The organism is Symbiopectobacterium sp. Eva_TO (assembly GCF_053848865.1).
In genome coordinates this window covers 76,729-102,930 of the sequence record NZ_JBSPEY010000001.1, presented here as the reverse complement: position 1 = coordinate 102,930, position 26,202 = coordinate 76,729, and the positions used below count along the sequence as shown (strand labels likewise).

The following is a 26,202-nucleotide window of genomic DNA, read 5'->3' as shown; positions in this document are numbered from 1 at the left end:
TCATTGCAGCGTGTAGTACGTTAGGATCAATCGCACTATTTGCATTTGACGCCCAACCTGGAGCAAGCAAGTCAGTCATCATTCGGCCTTCTAGCCCTGACACTTCTTCTTTCGCTGCGGCATAAAGAATCTTTTTCTTGTCGTCTGGTGGAATGAATGAGGTCAGCCCGCCGCCGTTCTGAATGGCGCTAATACGCTGCTGCGGCGTCAGCATGGATAGAGAGCCTTTGGCTGTATCTGTCACCCAATTGCGACTAACCTGCTGACCCTGAGTGGCAGTGATGTAATTTTTTGCCGTAGCTCCGTTGATCAGATTGTTTGTTGATAGTGCAATCTGCTCTCTGACATTCTCGTCAGTAGTGTTCATGTAAGCGTTAGAGTTATCCTGCAACGACTGCGTGAGGCTTGCTACATTGCTGTCTTTCTCTTTCCCCCACGCCATACTACGAATTTGCTGCTGCCCTCTGGCATTCTGAACCCCAGCCCAATTGTTGAACTCTTCACGCAAGCGGGGGCTGCTGATTTGATTTCCGAGTTCGCCGGAAAGCTTGCCGATTTTTTCTTCGTAGCGTTGCTGCATTGTCCCGTAATCATTATCGTGCTCAAAGTCAGACTGCAACTGCAACTGCCCCTTGATTAATTCTGATTGCGCGCGGCCTAACGCCAGGCGATCTTCTTCTTGAGCGGCCTGTGCAAACGCGCCGCCTACACGACCAATTGCATCTGCCACCTGCTGATTGCCGCGAGCAATGGGAGAAATATCTACGCTGGAAACACCAGTTGCAGGGCGAGCAACTACGCGCCCAAGGTCATTAGCGGTTGGGATTCGAGCCATAATTTATCCATCACTTATAAATCGAGAAGAGAGATGCGCCGGTGCCGAGAATTGAAGCCAATCCGCTAGAGCGAGCAGATTTTTTGGCGATTTTCGCCTGAGTATCTAGGACGTTAGCCTGATTCTTTAACTGGATTGCCTGCTGTTCACCGTTCCACAGCGTGGTCATGTTATTCAATTGCCCCTGAGCGGCAATATCAGAGATGTTATTAACCACCCCAACATCACTTGCACCACCACCAGAAGCAGCAGCGTTGGCTAATGCGGTAGACTCGGCCTGCCTAGCCTTATCAATCTCCTGACCAGCCTGGACCTGAGCAGAGGCATTGACGTTGTTCGCCTGGCTTCTCAGCGTTGCCGCCTGCTGCCCGTATAAGGCTGCTTGCTGCTTTGCCTGACTGGAGGCGTTGGATGCTCCGAGTAGACCGCCAAGAAGAGTCGCGCCGCCAGCAGCATTTTGTAGCGTAGCGCCCTTAGATAACATAGAACCAATCCCCGAAAGAAAACCGCCGCCTGCTGCGGCAGTTCCTCCGCCGAGGATTGAGCTAATCCCTGCTATTCCTGCTGAGAACGGATCTGCCATATCATTACCTTTTCATTGTTTTCTATTGGTACAAAGCCGAGTCTTTTCAGGAAAGATGGCGCAGTCTTCAACTCGTCACTCACGCGCGCATAAACGGGGATTTGCTTGTACTTATTATCTCTTTTACAGCCTTCAGTGATCCCTTCCATAAAGAAAATGGAATAGAACTAGCTGATTCCCTCATGTCCATGAACGCGACATGGACTCCATTTCGCCGCATCATCCCCCCCAGAGCTACAGCCTCCCCATCGGTCTCAATGATTACCGCTCTCATGGTGAAAGGGATTGTTGCATACCACTGCCGGATATCTTCAGCGGTCGCGATTCTTAGATTGGTTTTCATGGTGTCACGCCAAAAAAATCCCCGGCGAACCGGGGCTATTTATCATGAGTGGCTATGCCAATTATGGCTGCAAGCACTGTTGCCGGCCGTGGGGCATTGGCAACCAGACAAATGCGAGAGTCGGTATTCCATTCTCCGCCAAACTCCATTGCATCCATGTCGTATGACTCCCATATGTAACCAGGCTGAACCGGCGCACCCTCTTCCTCTCCTGGCATATCATCCAGTCGTTCGAAGTCAGGGCCATACATCAAGCCCTGGGCGTGCGTGTTTCTGAGGATGAAACCGAGCTTGTCTACTCGCTTGCGTTGAGTGAGTGCCGTCCCCATCCCAGCGGCATAGGCCAACTTTGTGCTCTTGTACTTTGACTGATACCCAATTCCAGCAACAACGTTGCTGTATGACGCATTCAGAGTGATAACTCCAGATGCAACAGTGTGGGTACCTATGTCCTTGCCATCAGCCCAAACAACAACATCTTTACCTTCAAGATGTCCCAGTCCGGTTAGTGATGTAATTGGCGCTCCAGAGTGAAAAACATGCGAATCAGCCAGTTTACATAGTTGACCGCCGAAACATTCAGCCTCTTTAGCCCACCGTTCTAGGCAACGCTTACCACCTCTGTTGACGAGATAGTACACCATGTCCTCTACTTGCCCTTCCTCACCAGGCAGGGTCACGACATCTTCGATAACACCGTCTGTTTCCACCTCAACCCAACAGCGCATATCTTCAACCGGGTCTGAAATGTAGATAGCCACAGTCCCATCAGAGCGGACACAGTGGATCCGGTCATCTGGCAGTCGCTGAATATCGACTTTCCTGACGCCAGGTTGCAGAATTTCAGGAGCGAGAGAGGTTAAATCTGAACTCGTATAGTCATAGTAATCACTGGTATATGCCAGCTCATACAGTCGTGTTCCGCTTCGGTGGATGAATATGCCGCGTGAATCGATGACCACCGCACCAGCGATATTACTGCCCCTGGTCGATGGGTATTTAATGTGAAAATTGTCAGGGGTTAAGACCTCACCATATGAAGAAGACTGCACTGATGCTTCGCAACCATCGGTGCCAATCATCAACCTAAGTAAAGGTAGCATCCAGTTGATTGTTGCCACTGGACCTGAGCCGATGCTGCGGTTAATCCCGCTCGCATCCCCGTAAACCAAGTCCTCAGTGTTGTTACCATCATCGAACGAATCATAGGCATCAGAATAGCTGCCAAAAATCCTATCCGCTCCGGCCCACCACAGCCGCCCCTCATATATGGCGACGGCGCTAGGATAGCCTCTGTATGGAGACCATGCGCCTTCATACCAATCAGCGGTGGCATCAGTGTTACCCATGTCAGTGAGCACGATCGCATTTGCGACCGTTGCAGATGTTACTGATATAACCCTTGCTGTACCGGTGTGAGAACCACCAGAGTATTCTAGCGTTAGGCTTATTGAGCCAGAATTATCCACCCAATCACCTGAAGCAATGCCAATTCGGTAATAAATGGTATTGTTGTCAAGGCCGTCATCATAGGTTTCAGAAGTGGTTGTGGTGAATGACTTAACATCTGTCCACGCACCTGGATCACTAACGGATCGCTGTAAAGTGATCTTTCCCGGCGTCCACGGAGTGCCCGGTGAAACGTTTGTTATTTGAATCGTGAACTTTCTGGAGTCATCAATCCCAGTGACCTTGATGTAATCACTCCATTGACCTTCTCCGTTGCCAATGATGGAAACGGTTTGACCTGACGACTCAAGACGGAATAGCGCGCCTACATGATCATCACGGAACAATGGTGATGATGCGGTTAAAGTTATTTGCCCGCTTGTGGCGCTTGGCTTCAGCGTAGTGCCAGTAACGTTAAGTACGTTGTACGGACCGTCATTGGCCTGGTATTTAACTACAGACCACGAGTTACCATCACGCCGCTCTATCCTACGCTGCTGGTAATCGTTACACCCCATGAACAGAACGTCACCACTCTGCGTGTATTGGATGTTAAATAAGTCTGCCTCAATCCATGGTGTCGCGACTTCCATTACACCAGACGCTTCTATAACCACAGAACCAACGAGCACGGGGTACGTAGTCGCGCTTGAAAACTGAATGTAGAAATTACCGGATGGGGTTAGCGTCAGTGAGTTAGCCCCCTCCATAAGGGTGGCGCTAATATAATCATCATCACCTTGAGTCGATCCAACTTTAAGTGTAACCGGACCACGACGGATGTTTATCAAGAGTGAGTGTTGCTTGTTTATGTCACCAGCGGACACAATGACTTGCTGATATCTTATTGCTGATGTTGCCCTATTTCCTGTTAGTTTCATTCCATCAGCCGACCATACAGATTCGGTGTCTGGCTGATCTGCGTCAGTCCATCCGGTTAAGTCGGTTAGAAATGATCCATTGATGATGGTTGTTGAGACAGCGGGGCGAGTTACCAATTCCTCACCTACCCACACCCGCATAACCCCGTCAGTTAATTCAATGAGAGCAGTATCATCTGTGGCGAATACAAACTTGATAAAGCGCGCCAGTTTGTCTCCTTTGGTTCTGCCAATAAACTCGGTTCCAGGGCGCAGCATCATTGAACCAAGGGTGCGCGGCATCCAGTTGCGCTGTATCTCAGCGGATAGCGCGATTTTCTCGATATCAGTACGGGCCAGTGCCAGCGGTGACACAATGCCTCGGTTGAACGCCTGTAATGGAACATTAGCGCGTGGCATAAAAACTCCTACTATCGGAATCGGCGACTGGACAAAAACCTACCGCGTGAACTGACCCACTCACCAGGAGGAATGCGCTTTGACGGCTCCTGAATTGCATCCTTGGTTAGCGCGTCTGCCTTGCACATTTTGTACTCTCTCTTAAGCACATCGAGGTCATTGGCATTTTTTATTCTTGGGGCGATCTCTACTGCGAGATAAGCAGCAATGAACTTCCCGAATGTCTCAGGCCAAAGCGACGTATCAAGACCGAACGCCTTATCGTTAGATACATAACGCAGGTAAATATCCTGTTCATCACAGAACCAGAATCCAACTTCATCCGTATAATTCAATATTGCACTGGTGAAATACTCATCAGAGCAAAAAGACACCGTGCGAACGTAGTCATCTGGCTTATTGAATGCATACCGATAGCCGAATGGAGGCTCTACTGATGGGGAATATGAAAGGCGCTGAGACCGAATGGCAAAATTCCACTGCCCTTGCTCCAGGCAGTATTTTTGCGCATTTACCCATGCGGCATCTAGCAGCCTTCGCGGCTCTCTGTTTTCGGAAAGTGATACAAGCTGGCGTTCTCCAACCAGCCGCAAGGCGTCATTGTACACATTGAGCTGGCTAGGCATGTTATTCCCCTTGAGCTAACAACTTCTCTGCCGCCTCTAGCGCAGCCTCTCGAGAATCGAAGCCATGCTGAATGATTTCTTCATCAGACTTACGGACAATTCGCCACTTATGTTTTCCGGCAAATCCGATTTCATAGGGCGACTCTTTGCTTTTCACTTCACTGCCGGAAAGAGTCACATGTAGATAAAAATGAACCTTCACTGAAGTTTTTGTCAGCCCAGTAACAATACCCTCTGCATAAAACGAGCCATCTTCAGGCAGCAATTCAACTTTGTCGTGGATCTTCAACTCATTTGAAATATGAGCCCATGCTTCTGGATTTTTGAATTCCTCAAAGTCCTGTCCGTGCTTAACAGCAATAGTGAAAGTCGTGCGTACATACTCTGAGGGTTTGATAGTCGAAGGTAAGATTTTCATATCCATCCTATAAAGGGGCCTTCCGGCCCCCATTAAGTTACGCAAGTGCAGTAACCGTCACTGCACCAGTTGATGCGTTAACGGCGGTGACGGATGCCACAGTCAATACCCCACTGGTATCGACAACAGCATTCACAACGTCACCAAGTTTCATGCCGAGCGATTTGCCATTACTGAAATACCCAGCACCAACCACAGTTGCACGAGCATCGGCGGAGATGTAGGACCACACAGCGCCACCGCCCATAATGCGGTCTTGCAACAATGCAGGTGGGTTACTTGTTGAATAGGCCATTTATTCCCCCTTATGCGAATGCAGAGCCATCGTGAATGATTTTGACAACGCCCTTGTTTTGCAGGAGCTTGCCGCCCATGAATGCCGAAGCACGCGCCCAGGAGTAATCCTGCTCTTCGTCATAACCAACCGGCGTTTGCAGTCCCTTGATGTCCATAGCATGGCCGATGGAATTGCGGTGATACATGAAGCAGGTTTCGGCGTTGGTGCCTTTGCCAGGCAGGTTAGGATGCACGATCCAATTCACCCCGGCCCATGTGAACGACTTAAGCGAGCTGTCAGTGGTGGTAAACGGCTTGTTGTTGACGTAATCGACAGAACCGAATTCCTTCGTCTGCATCAAGTACGCTTCTGCTGCCGGGGTGATCAGCGCAAACAGTTGGTTATCTGCCGGGACTTCGTTGTTCCCCAGGATGACCTTTGCTTTCATCGCCAGCGCCAGAGACATAGTTGCGGTAGCGCCCGTGGTCTGAGTAGCGGCCACCAGTTCGCCGATAATGTCCTGGTCAATTTTGCGATTGAGCACGGCCATTGTTGTGCCTTGCATAATGGCGCGTTGGTCGCCCTGGCTGGCAAAGACGTTGTAATTTGTCTTGCGCACCAGATCGTGCCACTCAACCAGCGTTACTGTGTATTGGTTAAGGTTGTCTGCGCGCGCCGGGATCATGCCGTTAACGCCACGCGTCACCGCAGTAGCGCCACCAGAGTCGGCCACCAGGAATACAAACTGGTTTCCCTTTGGAATGCCGTCAGTAATGGTAGTTTGTCGAACCAGTGATTGGTTCTGTTCGAAACCGGCAATGAATTCATTGCGGTATAGTGTTTGAAACGCGGTACTAGCCATTTGTTTGTTTCCTCATCGGTTAAATGTCGCACCGAAGGGGTGTCCTTTCTTCAAGCAATAGAGGGGTGTCCTCAATAAAGAGGGGCCTTTGCCTGTAAAACGGGGCCGTGTGTGCGGTGTTTACTGCTTATTAGGAGTTGAAGCGTTCTTTTGCTTCGAGAAGTTGCATATAGCGATCTTGCATTTTCGAATCTTTGTTGTAGGCAGATCGGTTCTCTTTCATTACTTTCTCTATCTGCTCAATCTCGGTATCAATTGCCGATATGTTGCTTGCCCCAGGAACAACCGTGCCCACAGGGTTAACTTGGCGAGCGAGATCAACGAAGAATTTAGCGACGCCAGGGTTGTTGAATATGGATACGCCGTCAGCGGTTTGCGCGCCCAGGAATAGCTCTTTAGCATCCTGCGGCAAACCTTCCAACATGCCGTTAATCAGATTGATGTTGCGCCGGTACTCAGGGCCCCACTCTTGCCGCAATTCATCTTCCGTGCTTTGCTGGGCGGCAAGGTTACGCTCATGGCGCTCAACCATTTCCTGCTCAATCTGGCGCTGATTCCACTCGATAGCAGCTTGCACATGTTCTTTAGAAACGTTCTTGCTGTGCATCTCAGCCAGGAACGAACCAACGCGCGCCCTGTCCGCATCATCAAACACGATGCCAGATGGCAGCCCATCAAGATAATCATCCGATTTATCCGGAACATCGTTCTCTTTGCGCCAGTTTGCCAACTCTTCATCAGTCGGCTTTTCTGGCAACTTGGCCGCTTTTAATTCTCCAGAACTAAGCTTGGCCTGCAATTCACGATGAGCTTTCGCCAACGCCTCCGGTGATGAGTAGCGCTCCAACTGCTTGCGGTATTTTGCATCATCACCAGCAAGCTGATCGCGCCAGTTGTCAGGGAACTTTTGCGGCGCTTGGACAGGTTCTTTTTCTGGCACATTTAGCACATTGGTTGCCGCATCAGCAGCAGACTGTTGCGCGGGCTCCTGAGCAGGATTTGCACTCACGGCAGGTGCGCCACCAGCGTCACCTTGATCACCGGCTTCGGCGTAGTATTTCAGGAACATGTTTCTAAAAAGCATGGTGTTTCCTCAATAAAAAATCCGCACTAGGCGGATCGTTTAGTAGTTGATTGTTTCTTTCGCTGCTTGGATTGCTCTATCATAGCACCGGGCAGGTTGACCATCTTCACCAACTGAGCGCCAATAAAGCGCTTACCCTCGGCAAATGCTGTGTCTCGCTCACTATCGGGGCGATAGCTAAGGTCGTAATAGCCGGTAATATCCATCAGCGACTTCATGATTAGCTTTTGCTGTTCTTCGCTTGCTGTTCCTGCATTTAATGCCTTGAACGCATACACAACATTCAGGTTGTCAGCCCATAGATAAGGCTCATATGGTGCTGGTGCTTTCGTCATGCCGCCCCCGCGAGTGATTGAACTGACTGAGCGGCGTTTGCCACATCGCTTACCGTTTGAGCACCCTGCTGCAATTGTGCAACCTCTGCTGCTTGCTGTTGCATTGCTTGATTCTGCTGCTGAATCTGTGCCACTTCATCTTCACTGCGTAGCCATTTGGCCGGAGCGCCAGAGCCAGAGATTGCATCGCGGATCATGCCGTTGACATCGACATTTACAGAGCCGGGAGCCTGCTCAAGTTGCGCAGCACCCAGCAGAATCTGTGCAACAGCCTGAGCCTGTCCTTGCTTCTCTTGGCCCAGCGCAGTCTGTAGCGGGCTTTCAAACGTAAACTGAACATCTTCACCCTGTAGCGATTCCGGTATGTCATAGACCGAACCGAACGCCCCGGCCCGCATCAGTTTATTAAACGTCATATCGCACAGGTCGCCGTTGTATTCCGGCTCCATCGGAGAGAATAGTGGCGTTGCCTGCCGAATGTACTCTTGGACACGCTGACTAACTTCATAAGCTGTCATACCGCTGGTATCCGGCAAAGTCAGGCTGTTCAGGTAAAACGCCTGGTGAATCATCGAACGAACATCGTCGCGGATGTTAATACCGGTCGGCAGTGATGTGCTCTTACCAAACTCGGCGATCACGTTACGGATGTCAGTATCCAGCTCGATATCGGCCCACGTAATACCACCTGCCATTAGGTTGAAATCATCGCGGAACACCTCACGACTTGCCACCATTGGCGGATCAACAGCCTTTTCACCAGCCTCAAGCAGCACTCGAGTAATCGATTGAATCAGGCGCGCATCTGGAAGTGCAACGATAGTTGCAGGGGAGTATGCATATTGAGAACCAGACACCGTTTGCCAGCGCGGCAGGCAGTAAATCCTGTCAAATGATGGCGTCTCTTCCATCACGTGTTGATTATCCACGTCGATGTAGATGGAGACGAAAGGCGCATTGAATTTCTTTCCTGTCTGATAGTACTCAGACGGAACAACAATGTGACGACACTTAATCTTCTGGTACGGGTCTTTCTCCAACGCACCATTTACTTTCTGCGCCACGTTATTGCCAAACAGATGTTTTAAATCACGCGCTGTTGGCTCCCACTTGCGATGAATAGTATCAATCGCACTGTCTGCATTTTCACACCAAGCCAAATCTCGAAGGTGCCAGCAACGATATAAAAGTCCATCGGCGTTTCTGTTTAGCTCAACGCTGATGGCACACTGCCCGAATGCCGCGTAATCGTGATCACCTTGTTTTGTGGCTTTCACAAACTGTGTGCGTTTGTCATACATGGCGCGATATTGAATATCTCTTGCCCATTCGAGCCAGACTTTAGCTGACTGATTCGGTGAGTTTTCACCAACGGAGAGATTGAACCATTTCCCCCGGCGCAACATCGTAGAGAATGCATCGCCCAACTCGCGGCGGGCCAGCGTCGGATAAGAAGTCATTAGGTGATCGGCGAACTCAGACCCAAGAGATCGGCACAGCGTAAAATCAGCGCGTTCCGGGTAGAAGTTTTCTGCGATTTCTTGCCAGAGCGACAGCAAAGTCGTTTTCTTTCCGAACAGGAAATCGCCCTGTTTTATCAACTCACTCGCTCTGCTATCCATCATCAGCCACCTAATCGATTACTTCCACCGGTTAAAATTGTGCTTTCCCGTCCGCCACGCTGTTGCTGGGCGATAATGCTCTTTCTCCTGGCCGCTCTTACCGCTTCAGTATCTGCGGTCGGCATCTCAGTTTCAGGCTCGGATGCCACTGTGACATTAGTAGAACCGCTATTGGTACCCAGGATTGAACCAACAACATTGCCCACAGCCTTGGCTACACCACCCATAATCATTTCCTCTTCATTTTCGAATGCCCTAGATTTACTACGGGCGTACTATTTCTGGAGCGGACTTTGTATCCGCCCCTTACGTTTGATTGTTTTTCGCCATCGAACCACGACATAACCACTGCGTCGCCGTCATCAGTAGATCTACCCAGGCGAGCCTTTAGTTTTTCTTTCGACTCAAGTTGGATTACCCCACCATCGTGAGAGCGCTTAACTTCATACGTTGGCGCCGTCAGGTCTGAAAGGAGCGTTTGATCGTTTGGGAGCGCAACTTGAGAGCCGCCAGGCTGATCAGGATTGAGAGCGTCTCGTAGAGACCAGTAAGCCTCTGTTCGAATATTATAAAACTTGAGCTTTTTATCTTGTGTGCGCCTAACTGATGGCTTGATACCCATGTATGAGACGGCATCGACGCCATTCTCGCGTAGATGAGCGTATGCATCACCGCCCCACCCACCACCAATATCGATAATTACCTTTGCACCATCGCGTCGCTTAGATATCACAAGGCCCGCGACATCTGTTCCGCCAGGCGTTTCCTTGCCTGGAACCTTGACCAATGAGGCAAACCAAGAATCATGCCTAATTGCCAGTACTGTGTTGTCTGCTCCACCTTGAGCTACATCGACGCCGATAGCGGACATAGGAACTCCTAGTGGTGGCTGTGATGTCCACCTAGCCATCGCTGCCTGAACCCATGCTGTAGGTATGCATTGGTATGGGTCATCTTCCAAGGAAGCCTGGAACCGCCCATCGCGGTATGCGTCACGCAACTCCTTTGGTAGAAGGTTAAGCGTTCTGGAATACTCGCCATCGGCAGACAGGTCCGGGTTGTCACTCAGCCTGGCCGGAATGAAGGTGCGGGACTTGGCTTCAATTGGCGAACCGTCAGGAGCATATCCATGCGGACCCCTTCCATCCACTTCAACCTCTTCACCCTGTTCGTTACGAATGTACCAGCGCAACTCCCCAGGGTTAGCTGGATTAGGATGATTTGGATCAAGCCATGCACCCCATCTGCGTATAACCCACAGCCCTGTAGCGCTTGTTGGAGGGTTGCCTGTTGCTACAACTCGGCAACGCTGCCCCTTTGTTGCTGAGCGGTTCCAGATGGTAATAAATTCGAACTGCGTTTCACTAAAGTCGGTGACCTCGTCAAAACAAATAAGGTCATGCGGGTCGCCCTTATAGCGCTGCTTATCAACTTCCATCTCGCAGCCGCCATACTGAATCAGCTTTTTTCCATCACGCCATACCAGATCTGAACCGTTCCAACCATCTCGTGAGCCATTAAATAATCGCCCAATTAGCTCAGCCTCCGCGAGTTTCTTAGCATCCTCACGAATGCGGCGCAGTATCAACGAACGCTCATGAGACGTAACAGCCAGGCCATTAATCAGCGCCGACTTACCTCCGCCAGCCTGACCACCGTAGAACAATTCATCAGCCTCGCAGTAATACGCTTCTGTCTGCGGACCAGGATTTGGCACCCACAACATACTCCCTGTCGCCGACATCACTTCTTTCTCGACCTCTGCCAGTTGCGCAGGGTTAAGCCCTGAAAGCCGATTTAGCACTTCGTCAAAGGAGACGAGAATGTTAGCCATTCTGGTTTTCCTTCATTGATTTTGTGAACACGAAAGCAACCCGGCGAGCCAGATCATTGATATTTGCAGTCTTGCCGTCATCAGGGTTAGTTGGTGCGACTTCGGTATCAAGTCCGTAAGCCTGTCTTTCAAGTGTTACAAGCGTCTTGAGTGAGTCAGCAAGATCTTTCATGGTCTTGGTTCGACCAGCCATGCTGATGACCTTTTGGTATAGGGCGTTGAGTCTATTCTGACCCTTGTCATCTTCGTCACGAAGCATTTCGCCAAGTTGCTCAAATAGCTCGATGTTGTCAGTTGACGCCTCCAGCTCTCCGAGTAGCTTCATCACGACATTACGGGAGCGAGATATATCCTTACGGTGTGACAACCGAATGTTGGCGATAACCTCAGCATTAGCCTCGACTATCTCCCTTTCGGTCTTTTTGGTTTCCACGGTAACTTCGCTGGTAATCTCCCGAGTGGTAACCAGCGCTTCGGCCTTGGCTTTAATCTTTGCAGATAAATCTCGCGACCAATCGTCACGCTTTGCCCGCTTCATGATTGCTACATGGCTTATGCCGTGTGTTGCTGCGATTTCACGGACAGAGAAGAGCCCAGCCCGGTAATCACGCTCTATCGATTCCCAGTCAGTTTTTTTCTTTGCCATATTGCGCCTATGTGATGATGAAATTCATTTGCTGAACGTCTGTTAATTCGGTGATTTAGAATAATTCTCTGAAAAATGGTTATCCAACCCGTGACGGCACATAGACTTCATGCTGAAATATCGAGCACTCTCGGGAGAATGCCCTGGATTTCTTCATTTCTTCATTTCTTCATTTCTTCATTTCTTCTTGGGCTGGTACTTCATCGCCCATGCCTTGGCTATGCGCAAGCAATCGTCAAACATCTTCCCCTTCCCTGATGCTGAGCTTGAACAGCGGTAGTGGTCTAGCGCCCTGTCTGCCCCCTTCAGGGCGACCGATGGCTCATAGCCCTGCTTCACCAGTTCAGCGACCACATGCTTTTCAATGAATGCGATATGATTCACGATGGCGATCTCCTTTATTCAAACAAGACATCGCTGAATTTCAGGCTTGCCCATTCGCTTTCTGGTGGCAAAACAAGCATGCCTCGCTCATCTTTAACGCCGACATCCATTAGGGTATCGCCGTATTGGTGCATTAATGCATTCATGTACCGGACACCTCGACGATTCAACATAGGGGCTTTACCCCCACAGATGATGGCGCGAGGATCAGGTGTCAAAGTAAACGGCTCAAGCAAACGAAGACAAAATGCCGCCCTTTTCGGCGGCGATATTTTCGATAAGTGGTCATCAAGGAAACCACAAAGAAAATAGCGGCAGACTTCGATATCACCAGCCTGATAGCGGTATACCGGGCGACGGTTAGTTGCCATCAGGTGGTACATGTAGGCATCCGCGACGCGCCAGCAAAAGCATTCGGGAGCAGGAATATTGCTCATGGTCTCCCCCTTAAAATGTCAGTAACAATTGAGCTTCTTCAATCAGCACTTTGATTTTCTTCGCATGTGCCGCCTTAATGCCTTTCCACTCGTTCAATCCCGTGCCAAACACGCTGGCAACGGCTTTGTCACTTTTTAATTCAGCGCAAGCTGCATTGAGTTCTTGCATAACGCTACGCTTACGGGGATTAATGACTTGTCCTTTTGTCCAGTATTCATAGAGAACGTCATCGCATTCCTCTTGATACTGAACAACTTTGTCGCGGATTTCGGACTTGACCTTGTTCGGGTTAATTGTTTGAAGCCAACCAGCTAGTTTACGCAGCGGAAGACAAAGCATTTTTCGTGTTCTACCGTCTTCTGCAACCATTGTGATTTCCGCAATAGTTGTATTAAATCGTTGTTTTAACTTTGTAAATTGAGATGCCCAATCCATCTCCATACCCTCAACAATAGGTTTCATCGGGGTATAGGGTTCGCCGTTACAGTTGACGACATACAGAGCATTTCCATGAAACGGAACGGTGATTGTTTGCACAGTGCTTATCCTTACTTAGTAATGAACCTTTGGCGCATAGGAAATCAGCCCGTCGAAGGCAGCACTAGCCAGCTGCTTCCTCAAAGGCTCATTCCTAAACAAGGTCCGACGTGTGATGGGTGCATGCACTGCACCGATGAAAAAGGCCCGGATTAACCGAGCCTCAACGCTTCTCTTTCGCTTTTTGTCATACTAAGCCGCCAGTCGGTGTTGTTCTTCAATCAATGGCTGGCGATGGTTTTTGTTGAATATTCCCATCAGCGTGGCCTTGCGTTGTTCAAAGTCCCAAGCCATGCTGATGAACACCGTGTTTGCGCGCTGTAATTCGGTAATGCAGTGAATCTGCTCAGGGGTCAGGTAGTCGCGGATACTCTCCTGCTTACCTATTTCATGGTGGACTCGAAATTTTGCAGATGTCATACCAAGTGCAATGCAGTTTATTAAATCTGCTTCGTTGCTGAAATGGTGTGGGGCAATCTGCTTTCCCTGAGCCTCGCGCTCATGCTTGATAGCGTCAGTCATTGGCTTGTACTCAAGCCTGGCAGTATTGCGATCCACCTTTTTGCTGGCAAGCGCGGAGCGCATGCGGAAGAACTCGAACACTAACCGCTTCTTGAACGATCTGACGACGTTGTTATTTCTCATGTACGTAATTAACAGCGTCGTTTGCTGCTCGTTCAATAGTGCCACACGAACCTTGGCGTTGTTGTAACCAGCCCGGATTTCAAATCCGACCTTTCCGAACTCTTCAAGGTCTGCCTTATTGCGGTCTACCAGCTTAATGATGGTATCGTGATCGCGCCCAACTCCATCAGCAATAGCGATAGTGTTGGTTACAAGGTCGAGTTTCTTGATTTCAACTAATTGCATGGTGATCACCTTTCAAAAAAGAGACCTCTGCTCACCAGAACGGCCATACCCGAGCGCACCATGCTGCGATGGCGTTCTCAGAGGTCGCTTTTGTGAATGGTCTCGGGGTTGGGATGCGCGGTGAGTGCGCCAGAGATATTACGGACACAAAAATCTATGGTCACCCCCATTTTTGCAACACTGATTTTTGACTAATGGTGGGCTTGCTTCAATCTATCCGGCGTCTCTGTGGGCGAGATGCCCGCGCCTCGATGAGTTCCGCGCCTGGTGAACCTGAAAAAGCCCTCGGCTTCAGTGAGCCATTTTTGTCGTCAGGTTTTTCAGCAGGCCGATATGCCGTTCATGTCATCAATAATCAGTCTTCGCAAAACCAGATAGGTAACTGCTGTTTAATTACTTAATAATCAGTCTGTTGATTTAGTTCTACATAACATCAGGCCTGATATTCATTGTGATTAGTTGTGATTGACCAGGCTATTCGCGCCAGTTTGTTTGCCAGAGCACAGGCGACAATATTTGAATGTTTGTTATCGAGTTGCCCCCGAACCCATTCAGCAAGCCTGCCCTGCTGATATTCAAGTCGCATCATGAACGAGCGGGCACATTGAACCAGAAGTTTGCGTAAATTTTTATCACCTCGTTTGCTTATCCCCAGCAGAGTCGGTTTGCCTCCTGTGCTGTATTGTCGCGGTACAAGCCCTGTGGAAGCCGCAAAATCCCTGCTACATGAAAATTGTTTTCCATCGCCGAACTGTGATGAAAGTAAGCTGGCAGTAATCGGGCCGACGCCTGGAATTGTCATAATTCGCTGTGCAGTATCATCAGCTTTGATTGACTGATTTAATTCTGATTCCAGCGCTGTTATTTGCTCGACAAGGTAAAGATAGTGGGCATGTAACTTCATCAGCAGACGGCTCATGTATGCGGGGATTTCGTGCTCAGCCAGCACCAGAGACAGTCGCTTTATTACCGCCTCGCCGATTGGCAGGCTTATCCCAAACTCCAGCAGAAAACCGTGGATCTGGTTAGTGGTTTTTACTTTATCTCTGATAAGAGATTCCCTGACCCGATGCAGTGCTCGCATCGCCTGCTGAACCTCCGTTTTCGGCTGAACAAAACGCATTGACGGCCGGGATGCGGCTTCACATATCGCCTCTGCATCAACAAAATCATTTTTATTGCCCTTGACAAACGGGCGCACAAATTGCGGAGAGATAAGTTTTGCTTCATGGCCGCTATCATTGATACGCCGCGCCATAAAGTGTGCACCGGCACAAGCTTCCATAACAACAACCGAGGGCGGGCACGTCGCCAAAAACTGCATTAGCTTTGTGCGCGTAAACTTCTTACGCAGAAGCGCTTTACCTGACTTATCCTGGCAATGAATATGAAAAGAATGTTTACCGAGATCGATACCAATAAGAGTAACGTTTTGCATGATGGCCTCTCCTGAAAGAAAAACACCCTGCCAGCGTACCGCTCACAGAGTGGGGGTGACCATCTCATTAAGCCCGGATTAACCGAGGCTCATTGTTTGGTTTATACGAATGTTCCTTGATTTTTACCACCCTTTATGGTCGTTACGGGAATTCCCGTATCGCTCAATAAATTGATGAGGTCCTTGGTTTGTTTAAGACGCATCCAATCATGCGGATCATTACGGCGTTCCGAGCCAGCAGCCTTATGTAAATCATTCAGGCAATAGCGACCATCCTTGTCTTGCTTAACGGCAACATCAGAAATTACTAATTGCATATCGATATTTCCTATAGAAAACGAGCCTGTCTCACAGAAAAGCCGCCCGAGAGAGGTTGCCACCACCTTGACTTCTTTCAACCATACGGATTTCAAATCCGAGTGGCCCGAACTCTTCCAGATCGGCTTTATTGTGGTCAACAAGCTTGATGATGGTGTCATGATCTTTCTTAACACCTTCAGCAATCGCCATAGTATTCGCTACAAGATCAAGTTTCTTTATTTCAACTAATTGCATCGCTTATTTCCTTTTGGTGATAGAGCCTGCCTCGTAGACATGAGTGGCCCAAGAGTGGTTAGCGATGAAACCGCCACTCTGTCTCAGGCTCATATCCCGAAAGACTCTTGGTTTTATGCGCACGAGGATGCGCAGGCGAAAAAAAGCCCCGGACGATGCCGAGGCTCATTGTTTGGTTTCGCAGCCTTGCCACTTCTTCACAGAGTTGCACAGCTACTTGGCAGGTAAATTCTTCCGGGATCCTTCGATTTCACGAATGCTTCGCTTGTCGGCGTTACACTTCTCAATAACGGTCAGCAGTTCTTCATTCAGCGCTACACTCTTGCCGTAGTTCATTTGATACGGAATTTTTGGTGCTGGACAGTCCTGTAAAAGTTCAGCGGGGATGGGGACTACTGGAGCCATTACGAATTCTGTCCGCGTGCTCTCGCAGCTTGCTAACGACATCATCAGGAACAGGCCGACTAGCACACTCATCAGTCGATAACTTTTCACGAATGTAAACCACGGTAGTTTCAGACCGCCGCTGTATCTGCTGTTTTTCATCGTGATTGGCCCGCGTGATGGCGTTGAAGATACGCATTGACTGGATCACATTTCCAGCGATAGTTTCGGCCTGCTGTTGTTTCCGCTCTGCTGCTTCGAGTTCTTTCGCTTTATCACTGTATTTGTCGTGGTAGTAGTAGACGCCGAATGACAGTGCGGTAATGAGAGCAACGAGAACGGCGATCACTGTAGCCCTGATAGACATAGTTCGCGCTCCTTCTCGCGCCGAGCAACGAGGCCAGGAAGAACTTTACCGCCGCTATATACCCAACGCGGGAACTGCTCACACGCTGCCTGAATTTTTCCTGCACGGAATAACTGGAACATGGTTGAAGCCTGAATCTTTGGACAGCCAGCATTAAAAGCAATGCTCACTGCTGCGCTGAATGCGTTATCTGGCAACTTTTTCCCACCGGCGTATTTATCAACACACCTTTCAGCCTCAAGGATGTTTTTCTGCCAGTCCGCTGCGATTTGCCCGTCCGTCTTACGGGTGCCATCGACAACGCCATGCGTATTGCCAATGCCATCAGTCAAAATACCGGCTGGGCATAGGTAAGGGTCACGGCGACATGATTCGGCATTGCCGATAAGCTCCAGGCCAGCTTTGTTGGTTCGCACTTGGCCGTTGTTCATCACTATTCCTATGATCACTCCGACAGAGCACACTACACCGGCTGCAATTTCTCTTTTACTCCTACGCCTCATACCCCGCCTTTTTCCCTCAACTGGTATTCCTTCCTACGGTAGTACCAGTTGATAGCAAAGGTGCCGATTGTGCAGACCATGCCGACGATGATCGCCCAATCACCGAGCGTTAACCCGGCCATTTTGTTTGCAAGCAACCATACGCTCTCTTTAGTTGATGCGGCGTAGGCTCTGGCAGATGCACCAAGGCCCATTAAGCCCGTCCCGGTTCCGTATGAAAGCCTGCTGTAGATAGTGCTCATTCGTGTCATAGCCTCACCTCCCAACAGGGATGGCGCTGTGTATTATTGAAAGGGGAAAAAAAGGCCGAGCAATTAGCTCAGCCTTGAATGTGGTGGAACCCGATAGAATCGAACTATTTCCTGATGCTCTTCAGACATCCGCGCGAACTATCTACGCCAGAGTTCCAGATGCAAAAAGCCCCAGCTGTTAGGCTGGGGCCTGAATTGGCACCGCCCCTTTCAGGCGGTTTGACGGAGTATTGTCCGTTAACAAGACCTCTCAGCCTATGCGGCGGGAGTAGCATAGCCATCGGCTGAACATACCCGCTTGGCGGTTCAATGGTGAGCGCCGCCTCGTTTATCTCACCACCTAAATACTGCCGCCGAAACTTAAGAGTCACGAACGGCAGCTTAGGTTTAATTATGGGTAAATGGGTAAAAGCTGTCAAGTGCTTTCAAGCAACATGCTTAACTTTAGCTACACGTTTACGACTTTTAAACGCATTTCGCAGTGGAGTGTAGAGAATATACAGCGTAGCCTCCAGTATCTGTGAAATCTCTTTCCTCAGCGCTTCCTCTGACGGCTTACGCCACCCCTCACCCAATCTCCCCCTGTCGATTTTGCGTGGCCTTGCGGCTTTGTGATAGTACGATGCAATTGCTCGCTTAGATGATCCGTGAGCGTAGTAGCTGAGAAGAATACCGAGCGCCCTTGTGTCAATGCGCATTACGGAATCTACGACCTGAGAAATCAACATCCCGTCATCATCGTTGCACATGGGCCTACTCATCACCCTGCTTGGCTCTACTCTCTCCATGAACTGCGCAATTACGCTGCTTTGCCGCTTCTCTAGCCTCCCTGAATAAACCCACGCGCCCCATAATTCCAACCACCCTTCAATCCATCGATGCTGGTCATCCGTGAGCTTAAGTTCAGCTATTGGCATTTCTTCCTCCGAGGACTGGCATCCCAGCACTGATAATGCGTTGGCTGGATAGTTGGGGTGATTGGGGTGAAGAGTGAGAAAATGTAGGTAAGGAGTTTCATGCATCCCCCTCAGTATTTACCGTGCCGAACCTGTCCTGACGTGTGCTGTAAGTAACCTCTCCTTTTGCTTTATCTTCACGCAGCACATGCAGCCGGTGGCGGAATTGCGTAACGACAAAGTGAGAGGGCCAGCGCTTTCCGTTAATGTGTTTTTGAATTGCTGCATCATGCCGTTCTCTGGCGTGATTTATCGCTGCGTTGATATTGGTAAACATCAGGCTGCCTCCAATTCAGTGATGACGACATCCAGACTGCCTCCACGCTCTTGCTGCCCGCGCCTCACTCTAAAATCGTCTATCTGTTCGTCATCCAGCATGAACCTAGCGTGAGTGAGCGAATCGAAAACCGCCTTTTGCAGGTTGTCGAGGTCACGGCGTCGTTTGTCTGGAGCGTTGGCGATGATGGAAATTTTCAGTCTTGCGGGAGTGTTGATATCAAGGTGTTGCTGCTGGATTATCTGGATGATGCTTTGTCGGTATGCTGTGCCTTTCTTGCTGATGTAGTGCCGATGTCGTGCGTGTCGCCAGTAGGTGTTTAACGATGGTGGCCACGGCAGTTTCAGGTGATATTCGGTCATCGCTTAATCTTCCCCTCCTCTAGCAAAACGGCCTGCGTCCTGATAATGCCCTCAAGATGATGCAGTCGGGCATATTCAGCATCGGTGATACGCGTACGGCGGTCTATTTCGTCGTGACAGGCAGAACAGGCCCATGCGCCAAAAAGGTCGTCAGGCTTCATTCCCGTTCCACACAATCCCGCCATGCGAAAATGCGCCAGCACTACAGTTTCAGCGTTGCCGTTACAGATACCCGGGAGCCTCACCTGACACTCTCGACCTCTGGCCTCTTTTCCAAGATTCGCCATATCTACCTCCACATTTTGTTAACCATTGAGCGTGGCGTTGGTTTGAGGTACTGCTGTTCGGGAAGGGTGACAACGACATCCCAATATTTCGGGTCGCTGCTCAGTGACCTGACAGCGCGATAACCCTTGTCTTCGTAGTGCTTGATTAGATGTTCCGCTTCTTCAGGGGTTAACCCGTCGTACTTGAAAGGCATGTTCTTCATCCCACTCTCCCAAAATAATCCCCTGAATAACGCACCTCGCGCAGCCTGACGCCGTTGCCGACCGACCAGGCCTGGGCGTACTCAATCAAACTGTTCATGCGCTTTACGCCCATCTGAGCCGTGCTCTCGCGGAGGCTGCAAAACTCCCCCTCCAGCCCCGTAACCACTTCTCCCGGCCTGCCGGTAGCGATGGCATGTCCCGAGACAAACAGCGCCTTCCAGTCCAGCAGCGGGCGCAGTTTATCTGCCCACACCACCTGACGCGAAACATCGGTGCATAACGCATGGAACAGGTCGTTCTGCGGTAATGTCCGTTTAGCATCGTTGATGGTGATTTCGAGGGGGCGGTGTGGGTCGGTGGGCAAGGAATCAATAAACGCTTTCAGGTTTTGGCGTATTCGCTCATCACGCAGCAGGAAGCGTGTTTTATCCATCACCCACCTCTGAATTTACACACCCAAACAAAAAGGGCTGCCATTGCCAGCAGCCCCACGATGCATTCTGTTAGATATGCGGTCATGCCTATTTCCCTCGCTGTTTTCGTTAAACCGCCATACGGCGCATTTCAGATATCACCGCACTTTGCGACTCCCACCGTGCGTAGTTAAACGGAATACTCTTTTTGTCGGCCAGAAACTGATTACTCAGCAGGTTGAACACCAGGGGAATTTTTCCCATCCAGCCTTCGCCATTACGCTGCTTGTCGAGCAATAACAGCGTCCCGGGGGCCTCCAGTAACTTTTGCTCTTTCTCCGATAACGCTTCGTTACCAAATTTCCTCGCTTTCTCTACCACGGCTTCACGCGCCTTGTTGCGCCAAACGGTGAGCAGGTTGTCGGTCAAATCCGTGATAGCGCCGCTTCCCTTGACATCCATCTTGCCGACCGGCTTTTCTTCGTTTTCGCCTTTTCGGGGATGAGTGACCAACAGCACATGCACCGGGTAAGTCAGCTTGAACTCGCATAACGCTTCCATAAACGCCTTCTGGCCGTTGTAATCATCCTCATTGAGTCCGCACATCATCAGCGAGTCCACGACAAACAGCTTGACGCCATAGCGCTTGTGCGCATATTTGAACACGGACAAAATCCGCTCCCCCTTGGCTTTACCTGTCACGTTGAACAGCCACATCCGGGCATCGAGCAAGTCCATCATCCGGTCTACATCCTCCGGTGAGGTATCCCCCGTACATACGGCTTGTCGAATCATCCGTTTCAGCAGGATGGCGGGCCGTAGCTCCATGGAGGCGATGCAGGCAGACACCCCCTGGTACGTCGCCTCAAGCGCCAGATGCCCCACAAACTGCGATTTGCCGTGACCGTTAACGCCGTTGACCAGGGTCAGTTCGTGCGTCCTGAATCTGAAATTCTGCTCCAGCGTGGGCCATGGACTGGTGAACAGACCGGGAGCGGGTGAAAAAAAAGCCGCATGGACTTCCTGACGGAATTCGCCCGCCCGTTTGAGTTCTGTGGGGTCGAACGTCTCAGCGTCCATGAAGAGCCGTTGAAACTGCTCCACTGAAATATTGTTGACCAGGCATTCGTTAGCGTCTTTGTGAGGGAGCTTCACAAAGCTGCAACGATGGATCCCCAGCCGGGTAGCAATTTCCTTGGCGGCGGATTGCCCGGCAGCGTCCATGTCCATGCACAGGAATATCTCTGCGAAACGTGACAGATTTTCGTACTCATGCTCAATCCACTGCTGCTTGGCCCCCGTTCCGCCACCGAAGGGAACCGAGAGTGCCGGGAGGCCGTACTGGTGGATGCTCATCGCGTCAATTTCGCCTTCACAAATCACCACCACATTGCGCTCTTTGGGGTTGATGGCCTGCCAGCCAAACAGACAGGGTTCACAATCGGACTCCGCCATGATGATTTTTTTACCGTCATGACGCTCAACCCCCAACCGCTTGATTTGTTTCAGCTCACCGTCGCGCAGGTAGGGGAAGGCGATGGCGGGGACTTCCTGCTTGGTCTCGTGGTTGAATATCACCGCGTCGGTCACTTTGAACGTTTGTGCCGTCTCGTGGGAGATCCCCCTTGAGGCCAGATACGCGAAACAGTCGCGGGAGCCTTTGACGCCCTTGCGCTCAGGTTTCTTGAAGATTTTTGCCGGTTTAGGCAGAAAGGCGCTGTCCTCGTCCTTGACACCCAGAAACGCTTTGGCCTCCTGCATGGCTTGATGGAGTTGGGTATGCCGTACCGATACCCACAAGTCCAGCAAATCCCCACCCTGTCCGCCGTTGAACTCACACCAGACCTGCTTGCCGGTGAGATTGACCTTGAGCGATTGCCCCTTGTTGCCGTCCAAATCACCGACAACCCACTCCCCATTGACGCGCCGACCGTTGGGGAGCAAGTGAGCCACCACCTGCTCAACCCGCTGCCACAACAGGCCGGATAATTCCTGGATAGTCATACCGCCTCCAATCGAAAAATCTTAAAGCCCAGCGTCACTGCCGATATCGGCATAACCCCGTGGCAGTAACCGGCAATCAAAACCCGTTTCAGCCATGATTTCATCGCCCCTCCAGAAGTTCATACAAGGCCAGTTCACGCCGCTGCTCCTCGGTCAACCGGGAAACATCGAACGCGGGCGTGGTTTTAGCTGGCTCAGTGATTTTTTCCGGGAATAACCCTTGCCAACCCCGTTCGATGGACAGGTTAATCACCGCATCGGGGTTGACATGGTTTTCCAGCATCGACCTGATGCGCTTGCAGGTGGTCGGGGTCAACGGGTGACGAATTTCTTTGCGGTGGCTCACCCAATCGGCCCAAACCTCTGCCGACACGTTCGACGGTTTTTCGGTTAGCGGGTCAAATTTGGTTTTCGTGTCGGTAAGGGGTAAGGGGATATTCTTTTCTGGTTCTATGTTGGGTTCTAATGACTGATTCTGTGTCCCAATTTTGGGATCATTCAAAATCCCGTTTTTGGGATCATTCAAAGTCCCAATTTTGGGATCATTTAACGTTCCGTTTTTGGTAACATTACCATTTTCGGTATCATTCCGTTTTGGGGTACATTTATTGCCGATATTTAGCTGTAATACCCGAACCCGTTTTGTAGGGCCTTTTCTCTCGCCGGTGTCGCGAATCAGACCCTCTTCGATCATCTGATTGATGCCTTTACCGATGGTTTTTCTTTCCAACCCGGTGTCACTGACAAGCCTTTGTATGCTGGGGTAACAGCAGTGTTTTTCATCGGCCCGGTCAGCAAGAGACAGGAGCAACAGTTTTTGTGATGAGGGTAAATTCAGACTCCAGGCCCAGTCAGTGGCTATTCTGCTCATTTGCGTTTCTCCTCTGACTCATACCGAGCCAGGTAAAGTTGTTGTTGCAGGCGAAAGAGTTCGGCGAATTTCTTCGCCGCATCCTCCGGCATCAATGTTTGGGGTTCAGGATGAGGGCGATAAATGCCTTTTTGCTTGAAATTCCGGCTATTTAGTGCCATAATTCCTCCTGAAATTAATTAGTTATTTGCGTTTCTAAGCCGGAAAAGTGCTTCCCCACTGACCGGCTTTTTCTTTGGTCAAATACCCCGCCAGCCGTTTGGCTAGCTCAGCCATTTCATCATCGGCAATGCCGTAGTTCAGCACGGCCAGCATCAGGCTCACCTGTTGAAACAGACCGTTCTTCCAGCGACTAACCTGGTACTCCGGTACGTTCATGGCGGCGGCAAAGGCTTTCTGTCCCATCAGAGCTAACTTGTTGAGTAGCGCCGACTCGATGTGAGCGGCTTTCTTGCTTTGTGTTGCGTGGTTCATGTGTGATACTTTCCTTGTTGAAAAAATAGGTTATCGGATGCACGTGTAGAAACACGGCACCTGTGTTTTGGTGATCAACAGACGTGACGAAGCCGTGAGGCAGTCACAGTGAGTTTGTTACTGTGGGATGTTGAGTTCGCCACGTTGTCGGTGGCTTCCGTAGGACGAGTGTCCGTTGTAAAGAGCGGTACTGCTTATGAAGCAGATAAATATTGATAATATTTAGCTTTCTGTGGTGCCCCCACTGGGTTTTCATAAATATCAGGACGTAATTGAGCTTTGGTTACAGCACCATCGGTTGCCTCTTCCAAACTTCTGGCAAGAGAAAAACCCACTTTTTTGTAACCATTAAATATTAGTCGTAAGTATCCACGGCTACTGCCAACTTTATGAGCAAGCTTATGTTGCTCTGCGATTGTTAACTTATCCCAAAATTCTTTCATTGGTACCTCCTAGATACATTATACAGAATAAAAATGAACACGCAAGATACTTGTACCTGATTGATACATGTCGATAGAGTATTGGCAATATGAAAACTAATGATGAAATCAGGCGAGATAACGCCAGAAAGCTTCGTGATAGTGTTGGGGGAAATAATTCCTTCGCTACTTTTATTGACCGTGAATCAACTCAAGTTAGTCGTATCATCGGGAAAAATCCGACAAAAAAAATAGGTGATGACTTAGCTCGTCATATTGAAAAATGTTTCTCTTTAGGTGTGGGCTGGCTAGACAGCGAACATCAGGTAAGCGCTCATGTTGCTGTTAATAATATCTCTGAAACCAATCTTGCAATACGAATGGTTCCTCTCATCTCGTGGGTACAAGCGGGATCGTGGAGTTCTATTCAAGATACCGAAGAGGATGATAACTTTTTGCAACAGTATCCATGTCCTGTTCCTTGTAGTGAAATGACGTACATTTTAAGAGTTGTCGGTGACTCGATGATAGAAGAATACTCGCCAGGCGATATGATTTTTGTTGATCCAGAAGTTGAAGCCATTCATGGTGATGATGTAATAGCTTTATTGCTTGACTCGGGTGAAGCTACATTTAAGAGACTTATTGAAGATAGTGGCAAAAAATATTTGAAGGCACTAAATAAAAACTGGCCAGAGCAGTACATACAAGTAAATGGTTGTTGCTCAATAATAGGTACTGTGATTTTTTCTGGAAAAGCAAGACGTTATCTTAAATAAGAAAGGTTCTTGATAAAAGCCCGCAAGTGCGGGTTTTTTTATGCTTGACAAATGTACCTTACAGATACATTATATTCCTCGAAGACCCACAATCGGACGCCAGACGGTGGACCACCAACCCGCAACGGCAATACCCCGGCAGGCAAGACCTCGAGTTACCCGCCGATTGCCTGAGCGTAAGTAGCCAGCCCGAGGCGCAGGAACATGACGGCGGTTGGGGAAAATTTCAAATACATGCTCTTTCAAAACGAGCCTCGCGCTCTACGGAAGGCACCGACAACGTGCCGAACCTTTACCCAGATGTTTTTGGGGTGTGGTGAATTGTGCAGGCAGATGCGCAGCTACGGTCTCCGTATCTGTATGAGGGCTTCAGGGATGCCTGAGCAGGTCGCACCGCGTTTACTGAAAGCCGGAGATCAGCACTGGCCACCACACCACCAAAACCATCTATTGGAGGGGAGCATGGCTACTATCATTTACCGTAAATCCGTTAATCCTGTTAACAAAACCAACGCCGCTATTCGACGTCATGCCAGACGCAAGGCAGAAGCCATCCGCCGTGAACTGGTGTCATCCCGTATCGATAGGGCATTGGGGCTGAAGCCAGAAAAACGCAAGGCGCTTACCCGAATCGAATTGGCCTTCAAGCGCAAACGTGCACCACGGATTAATTTCGGCTTACTGGACAAGTTCAGAGAGCAAATTAACCGTTTCGCTGAAAAGTACGATATTACCAGACGTCTTAACCATCGCATCTGGTACAGCAAACCGAAAACGGAGTATGGCATTACCGCCAGAGCAAGACAGACGTATACATCGCGGCTCGTTCATTGAATTTGAAGCTGGGTCGTGCTGCTTGGAAAATATGGCGTTATTTCAAACACAGCTAACGGACAATACCCGGAAATTATTAAATGGAAACGAAAATATTTTGATAGCTAACGGAGGATTGAATGATGCAACTTAATAAACCTCATATCACGACCTTCAATCACCCTGATTTCGGTGACATGGTCGCTGTCACCAACGGCAGCAATAATATTAATGATTCACGTTATTTGATGAGCATAAATACTCACCCATGTGACGACCATGAGACAAGAATATACAAATCAACCATCGCATTTCTGGTGGAGGAAAATAAGTGGCTCAAAAAGCAGGTGAAAAAATTAACGCCAGTGTCTGACTGAAACACTTTCAGCATTCCCATCATCCGCTTATCGCTGTAATCA

37 protein-coding genes, 1 tRNA gene and 1 pseudogene are annotated in these 26,202 nt (G+C 49.7%); 3 read left to right on the top strand and 36 right to left on the bottom strand.

Going from position 1 to position 26,202, the window contains the following annotated elements; genetic code table 11:
• The 36 genes and pseudogenes from ACWWJF_RS00725 to ACWWJF_RS00550 all read right to left on the bottom strand — a co-directional run.
• Positions 1–835, bottom strand: a pseudogene (locus ACWWJF_RS00725) (hypothetical protein); the annotation flags it as partial.
• Positions 836–845: 10 nt separating this feature from the next.
• Positions 846–1,418 (bottom strand): hypothetical protein, encoded by a 573-nt coding sequence (locus tag ACWWJF_RS00720; protein ID WP_455868360.1) that lies wholly within the window; start codon positions 1,416–1,418, stop codon positions 846–848.
• Complete coding sequence (locus ACWWJF_RS00715; RefSeq protein ID WP_455868370.1) at positions 1,391–1,567, bottom strand: hypothetical protein; 177 nt, start codon at positions 1,565–1,567, stop codon at positions 1,391–1,393. The genes ACWWJF_RS00720 and ACWWJF_RS00715 overlap by 28 nt, the downstream gene beginning before the upstream one ends.
• 229 nt (positions 1,568–1,796) lie before the next feature.
• Positions 1,797–4,445 carry a hypothetical protein gene (locus tag ACWWJF_RS00710; protein ID WP_455868358.1) on the bottom strand — a complete coding sequence of 883 codons (2,649 nt, stop codon included), beginning with the start codon at positions 4,443–4,445 and terminating at the stop codon, positions 1,797–1,799.
• A gap of 56 nt (positions 4,446–4,501) precedes the next feature.
• Positions 4,502–5,116, bottom strand: a complete 615-nt coding sequence (locus tag ACWWJF_RS00705; protein WP_455868357.1) for a hypothetical protein — start codon at positions 5,114–5,116, stop codon at positions 4,502–4,504.
• 1 nt (position 5,117) lies between these two features.
• Positions 5,118–5,540, bottom strand: coding sequence for a hypothetical protein (locus tag ACWWJF_RS00700; RefSeq protein WP_455868356.1), 423 nt, complete (start codon positions 5,538–5,540; stop codon positions 5,118–5,120).
• Positions 5,541–5,571: 31 nt separating this feature from the next.
• Positions 5,572–5,829: a hypothetical protein gene (locus ACWWJF_RS00695; RefSeq protein ID WP_455868355.1), complete on the bottom strand. Its 258-nt coding sequence runs from the start codon at positions 5,827–5,829 to the stop codon at positions 5,572–5,574.
• 10 nt (positions 5,830–5,839) lie between these two features.
• Positions 5,840–6,673 carry a phage capsid protein gene (locus ACWWJF_RS00690; protein WP_455868354.1) on the bottom strand — a complete coding sequence of 278 codons (834 nt, stop codon included), beginning with the start codon at positions 6,671–6,673 and terminating at the stop codon, positions 5,840–5,842.
• Between the two features lie 130 nt (positions 6,674–6,803).
• Complete coding sequence (locus ACWWJF_RS00685; RefSeq protein ID WP_455868353.1) at positions 6,804–7,757, bottom strand: hypothetical protein; 954 nt, start codon at positions 7,755–7,757, stop codon at positions 6,804–6,806.
• Positions 7,758–7,783: 26 nt separating this feature from the next.
• Positions 7,784–8,092, bottom strand: coding sequence for a hypothetical protein (locus ACWWJF_RS00680; RefSeq protein ID WP_455868352.1), 309 nt, complete (start codon positions 8,090–8,092; stop codon positions 7,784–7,786).
• Positions 8,089–9,717 carry a portal protein gene (locus tag ACWWJF_RS00675; protein ID WP_455868351.1) on the bottom strand — a complete coding sequence of 543 codons (1,629 nt, stop codon included), beginning with the start codon at positions 9,715–9,717 and terminating at the stop codon, positions 8,089–8,091. The genes ACWWJF_RS00680 and ACWWJF_RS00675 overlap by 4 nt, the downstream gene beginning before the upstream one ends.
• A complete protein-coding gene (locus ACWWJF_RS00670) occupies positions 9,717–9,941 on the bottom strand; it encodes a hypothetical protein (protein WP_195316236.1) in 225 nt (74 codons plus the stop codon). The genes ACWWJF_RS00675 and ACWWJF_RS00670 overlap by 1 nt, the downstream gene beginning before the upstream one ends.
• A 2-nt stretch (positions 9,942–9,943) precedes the next feature.
• Entirely contained in the window at positions 9,944–11,548 is a 1,605-nt protein-coding gene (locus ACWWJF_RS00665; RefSeq protein ID WP_455868350.1) for a terminase, read from the bottom strand.
• On the bottom strand, positions 11,541–12,194 hold the full coding sequence (locus ACWWJF_RS00660) for a hypothetical protein (RefSeq protein WP_455868349.1): 654 nt from the start codon (positions 12,192–12,194) through the stop codon (positions 11,541–11,543). The genes ACWWJF_RS00665 and ACWWJF_RS00660 overlap by 8 nt, the downstream gene beginning before the upstream one ends.
• A gap of 177 nt (positions 12,195–12,371) precedes the next feature.
• On the bottom strand, positions 12,372–12,578 hold the full coding sequence (locus tag ACWWJF_RS00655) for a hypothetical protein (protein WP_455868348.1): 207 nt from the start codon (positions 12,576–12,578) through the stop codon (positions 12,372–12,374).
• 14 nt (positions 12,579–12,592) lie between these two features.
• Complete coding sequence (locus tag ACWWJF_RS00650; protein ID WP_455868347.1) at positions 12,593–13,015, bottom strand: hypothetical protein; 423 nt, start codon at positions 13,013–13,015, stop codon at positions 12,593–12,595.
• Between the two features lie 10 nt (positions 13,016–13,025).
• Complete coding sequence (locus ACWWJF_RS00645; protein ID WP_455868346.1) at positions 13,026–13,553, bottom strand: phage antirepressor N-terminal domain-containing protein; 528 nt, start codon at positions 13,551–13,553, stop codon at positions 13,026–13,028.
• A 192-nt stretch (positions 13,554–13,745) separates the two neighbouring features.
• Positions 13,746–14,423 carry a Rha family transcriptional regulator gene (locus ACWWJF_RS00640; RefSeq protein WP_455868345.1) on the bottom strand — a complete coding sequence of 226 codons (678 nt, stop codon included), beginning with the start codon at positions 14,421–14,423 and terminating at the stop codon, positions 13,746–13,748.
• Between the two features lie 433 nt (positions 14,424–14,856).
• The gene (locus tag ACWWJF_RS00635) at positions 14,857–15,861 is read right to left on the bottom strand and encodes an IS110 family RNA-guided transposase (protein WP_455868344.1); all 1,005 of its coding nucleotides are present in this window, start codon (positions 15,859–15,861) and stop codon (positions 14,857–14,859) included.
• Positions 15,862–15,962: 101 nt separating this feature from the next.
• Positions 15,963–16,178 carry a KilA-N domain-containing protein gene (locus ACWWJF_RS00630; protein ID WP_455868343.1) on the bottom strand — a complete coding sequence of 72 codons (216 nt, stop codon included), beginning with the start codon at positions 16,176–16,178 and terminating at the stop codon, positions 15,963–15,965.
• Between the two features lie 31 nt (positions 16,179–16,209).
• Entirely contained in the window at positions 16,210–16,416 is a 207-nt protein-coding gene (locus tag ACWWJF_RS00625; RefSeq protein ID WP_455868342.1) for a hypothetical protein, read from the bottom strand.
• Positions 16,417–16,629: 213 nt separating this feature from the next.
• Entirely contained in the window at positions 16,630–16,821 is a 192-nt protein-coding gene (gene lysC, locus ACWWJF_RS00620) for an Rz1-like lysis system protein LysC (RefSeq protein ID WP_455868341.1), read from the bottom strand.
• The gene (locus ACWWJF_RS00615) at positions 16,793–17,167 is read right to left on the bottom strand and encodes a hypothetical protein (protein WP_455868340.1); all 375 of its coding nucleotides are present in this window, start codon (positions 17,165–17,167) and stop codon (positions 16,793–16,795) included. The genes lysC and ACWWJF_RS00615 overlap by 29 nt, the downstream gene beginning before the upstream one ends.
• Entirely contained in the window at positions 17,146–17,670 is a 525-nt protein-coding gene (locus ACWWJF_RS00610) for a lysozyme (protein ID WP_455868339.1), read from the bottom strand. Before ACWWJF_RS00610 ends, ACWWJF_RS00615 begins: the two co-directional genes overlap by 22 nt.
• Entirely contained in the window at positions 17,667–17,921 is a 255-nt protein-coding gene (locus ACWWJF_RS00605; protein ID WP_455868338.1) for a phage holin, read from the bottom strand. Before ACWWJF_RS00605 ends, ACWWJF_RS00610 begins: the two co-directional genes overlap by 4 nt.
• 81 nt (positions 17,922–18,002) lie before the next feature.
• Positions 18,003–18,078, bottom strand: a tRNA-Phe gene (locus tag ACWWJF_RS00600).
• Positions 18,079–18,346: 268 nt separating this feature from the next.
• The gene (locus ACWWJF_RS00595; RefSeq protein WP_455868373.1) at positions 18,347–18,838 is read right to left on the bottom strand and encodes an antiterminator Q family protein; all 492 of its coding nucleotides are present in this window, start codon (positions 18,836–18,838) and stop codon (positions 18,347–18,349) included.
• Between the two features lie 97 nt (positions 18,839–18,935).
• A complete protein-coding gene (locus ACWWJF_RS00590; RefSeq protein ID WP_455868337.1) occupies positions 18,936–19,154 on the bottom strand; it encodes a hypothetical protein in 219 nt (72 codons plus the stop codon).
• Positions 19,154–19,516 (bottom strand): RusA family crossover junction endodeoxyribonuclease, encoded by a 363-nt coding sequence (locus ACWWJF_RS00585; RefSeq protein WP_455868336.1) that lies wholly within the window; start codon positions 19,514–19,516, stop codon positions 19,154–19,156. Before ACWWJF_RS00585 ends, ACWWJF_RS00590 begins: the two co-directional genes overlap by 1 nt.
• Positions 19,513–19,803: a DUF1364 domain-containing protein gene (locus ACWWJF_RS00580; protein WP_455868335.1), complete on the bottom strand. Its 291-nt coding sequence runs from the start codon at positions 19,801–19,803 to the stop codon at positions 19,513–19,515. Before ACWWJF_RS00580 ends, ACWWJF_RS00585 begins: the two co-directional genes overlap by 4 nt.
• A 199-nt stretch (positions 19,804–20,002) precedes the next feature.
• Positions 20,003–20,440, bottom strand: coding sequence for a recombination protein NinB (locus ACWWJF_RS00575; protein ID WP_455868334.1), 438 nt, complete (start codon positions 20,438–20,440; stop codon positions 20,003–20,005).
• A gap of 109 nt (positions 20,441–20,549) precedes the next feature.
• Positions 20,550–22,424 carry a toprim domain-containing protein gene (locus ACWWJF_RS00570; protein ID WP_455868333.1) on the bottom strand — a complete coding sequence of 625 codons (1,875 nt, stop codon included), beginning with the start codon at positions 22,422–22,424 and terminating at the stop codon, positions 20,550–20,552.
• A 100-nt stretch (positions 22,425–22,524) separates the two neighbouring features.
• Positions 22,525–23,295, bottom strand: a complete 771-nt coding sequence (locus ACWWJF_RS00565) for a helix-turn-helix domain-containing protein (protein ID WP_455868332.1) — start codon at positions 23,293–23,295, stop codon at positions 22,525–22,527.
• On the bottom strand, positions 23,292–23,456 hold the full coding sequence (locus tag ACWWJF_RS00560; protein ID WP_455868331.1) for a hypothetical protein: 165 nt from the start codon (positions 23,454–23,456) through the stop codon (positions 23,292–23,294). The genes ACWWJF_RS00565 and ACWWJF_RS00560 overlap by 4 nt, the downstream gene beginning before the upstream one ends.
• Before the next feature lie 34 nt (positions 23,457–23,490).
• On the bottom strand, positions 23,491–23,769 hold the full coding sequence (locus tag ACWWJF_RS00555) for a CII family transcriptional regulator (protein WP_455868330.1): 279 nt from the start codon (positions 23,767–23,769) through the stop codon (positions 23,491–23,493).
• 194 nt (positions 23,770–23,963) lie between these two features.
• The gene (locus ACWWJF_RS00550) at positions 23,964–24,212 is read right to left on the bottom strand and encodes a transcriptional regulator (protein ID WP_455868329.1); all 249 of its coding nucleotides are present in this window, start codon (positions 24,210–24,212) and stop codon (positions 23,964–23,966) included.
• 89 nt (positions 24,213–24,301) lie between these two features.
• On the opposite strand from ACWWJF_RS00550, the gene ACWWJF_RS00545 reads away from it, so the two are divergent.
• The 3 genes from ACWWJF_RS00545 to ACWWJF_RS00535 all read left to right on the top strand — a co-directional run bounded on the left by ACWWJF_RS00545 (position 24,302) and on the right by ACWWJF_RS00535 (position 26,160).
• Positions 24,302–24,970, top strand: a complete 669-nt coding sequence (locus ACWWJF_RS00545) for a LexA family protein (RefSeq protein ID WP_455868328.1) — start codon at positions 24,302–24,304, stop codon at positions 24,968–24,970.
• 333 nt (positions 24,971–25,303) lie between these two features.
• Positions 25,304–25,804, top strand: a complete 501-nt coding sequence (locus ACWWJF_RS00540; RefSeq protein ID WP_455868327.1) for a hypothetical protein — start codon at positions 25,304–25,306, stop codon at positions 25,802–25,804.
• 119 nt (positions 25,805–25,923) lie between these two features.
• Complete coding sequence (locus ACWWJF_RS00535) at positions 25,924–26,160, top strand: hypothetical protein (protein ID WP_455868326.1); 237 nt, start codon at positions 25,924–25,926, stop codon at positions 26,158–26,160.
• Positions 26,161–26,202: the final 42 nt, after the last annotated feature.